Here is a 2,363-nt window from a genome sequence, read left to right as displayed (position 1 = left end):
GATCTCGCTTTGCTACTTCTTAGATGCCACGTCATAAATGGCTGTTTATGTCTCTGGGCTTTCTGTCATTCGGATTAGACTTGTGTTGCTTACCGGCCGATGCTGCACACGATTATTCATCAGTGACAGTCCAATCACCTTTACTTCCATCGAGCTTACTTTTACACGCCGTCTTTATAAACTGCAAAACTACAAGCTCCTCTGTTGTCTATTTACTCTTTTTGCTATCACAACTTCTCGTAGCTGGTACATCATATTGGCAACTGGAATCGTCGGTTACAGTCCTAGCTCGACTAATGGACCTAGTGCTTCACTATATCCAGCGTTCAATCTTTGCTGAGCGCTCGTTAAGGCGCTGTTATTCCAATTTGTCGCTCCGGATGTCAGAGTGCAACTAGAGTACCTTGGCTGAGTAAGAGTCGTAGCGGATTTAACGAATAAGATAAGTGTATGATTTATGGTGGGTTCTGGAATGAACCTGCAATGACAAAAAGAAAAAAGCCGGCCAAATCCAGGCCGGCTTAGATGATCAGAAAAAGTGTTTATTTCGCTTCGATCAGAGAGAGCGCCTTACGGGATACCTCATGAGCGGCTTTAGGCAGATTCTGCTTTTCCAACGCATCGGCCAGATAGGCGTAATCGGATACGTTCGAACGAACCGACAGTGCTTTTTCCAGATGCTGTTGAGCCAGCTGCCATTTTTGTTCACGTAGGAAGAACTGTGCCAGCGCACTATGTGCTTCAGCATTCTGAGCGTCCTTACGCAATGCTGCTTCCAACAACACGATGGCCGGATGGCTGTCTGGTAACTGCAAATCGGGTAGCAGGGTATACAAATGTGAATTCGGGTGTTTCTTGAGGGTCTCTTTCACTACAGTAAAAGCCTCATTGTCTGCTCTTCTGGCCATCAGTTGTTTGATAAAGCACTCAACAACAGTGAGGTGGTTTTTCCACTTGCGGGACAGTTGATCCCAGTGCTTTATCAGCCCTTCACTTCCGGCTTGTTCAGCCACTTCCACCAACATGCCGCATTGGGCTTTTAGCGCCAGTTGCTGCTGCTCATCGGAGTCAATTAGCTTATGTTTGGCCAGCTGGTCGACAAGCTGCAGCAGCGGCTGCCACATTTTGAGCTCAATGTAAGTCACTTTAAGCAGCTTCAGCACGATGGCATTGTTTGGGTGTTGCTGCTTTAACTCGGACAGAATTTGCAAAGCCTGAGTATAGTCGCCATCGGCTTCAAGTTGTTTGGCTCGGGTTAATTCTACCGCCAACTGAGATTCTGGTTGTTTAGCTGCCAATTCCAGGTAGCGGTCACGCTTGTCTTTGTCGCCCATGCCCTGTGCCGCTTCAGAGGCGACCAAGTAGCACAGCAATGGCATATCGTGGTAGTCAGCCCATCGGGTGACTTTCTTCTCAGCCTGCTGCCAGTCCCCTTCAAGCAGTTTGATAATACCTTGATTAGTAAAGCGGCGCGAACGACGCATTTTACGGATGCTGAACCAGTTCCAGGTGGCGGAGCTGGCAGATAGCATTTTCTTAATCACGTACTCCAGGCCAAAAAGAGCGGCCAGGGCAGCAATCACGAAAATGACCAAGGTAGTTACACTCATCTCTATGGTGTGGCTGGCGACGGAAATCAGTACATAACCCTGTTGACCGGCGTATTGAGTGCCGGCAAACAGCCCCAGCCCCAAAATCACGAACAGAAAAATAATCCTAAACATTATTCATCCTCCGTGATCAGTGATGTCACTTCCCGTCTCAGTCGCTCACGAATGACATCGGATAACAGTGGTTGCGACTCTAGCTTTTCAGGGTAGTTAACTGCCAGTTTGACATCGGCTAGCTTTGTCAGCGTCTGATTGAACTCTTGTACGCCGCTGTCATTTTGATTAAAGAAAGCCACCGACCATTCATTGGCGATCGTCACAGAGGCCTGGTAGATATCCTGCTGCTCGTCGTAAACGGCTTTAATTGCTGTCTCAAGTTTGGCTTTGAGATTTTCCCGCAGATAAAAATGCTGTTTGGGTGATAGCAGTGGTATGACATTGCCATCGCGGGTGCGGAAGGTGATGAAATTGTCGGCAAAATCTTTTAGTGAAGTCATCAGATTGTTTTGCCAGTCATTGACATCTTCTGATACGACGGCGACTTCTGCTTTGGCGGCTTCCGGTAAGATGGCATTGGCCAGCGGCAGATGCTCAACCTGGCGTTGCAGTGCGATCAACCGTAGTACCAAGCCGTCCCGATCGACCAGCGGTACGGACTTGAGATTGGTGATGTCGTTCGCCATTGCTTTACGCAGGGGCACCAGGCTGGGATCGTTAAGCGCGGCGATACGTTGGTCGGCACTTTCCATTAAA

2 protein-coding genes are annotated in these 2,363 nt (G+C 48.5%); both read right to left on the bottom strand.

Annotated features, from left to right (window positions below; genetic code table 11):
* Positions 1 to 542: 542 nt before the first annotated feature.
* Entirely contained in the window at positions 543 to 1,724 is a 1,182-nt protein-coding gene (locus tag ACQY6F_RS18775; protein ID WP_428776624.1) for a heme biosynthesis protein HemY, read from the bottom strand.
* Positions 1,724 to 2,363: uroporphyrinogen-III C-methyltransferase (locus ACQY6F_RS18770; RefSeq protein ID WP_428776622.1), on the bottom strand; the 640-nt coding region annotated here is incomplete at its 5' end. The genes ACQY6F_RS18775 and ACQY6F_RS18770, both read right to left, overlap by 1 nt.

It is taken from the genome of Vibrio sp. (assembly GCF_050299255.1).
Classification (GTDB): Bacteria; Pseudomonadota; Gammaproteobacteria; order Enterobacterales; family Vibrionaceae; genus Vibrio.
Note: the sequence above shows the minus strand (reverse complement) of the source record. Positions and strands in the feature narration are given on the sequence as shown.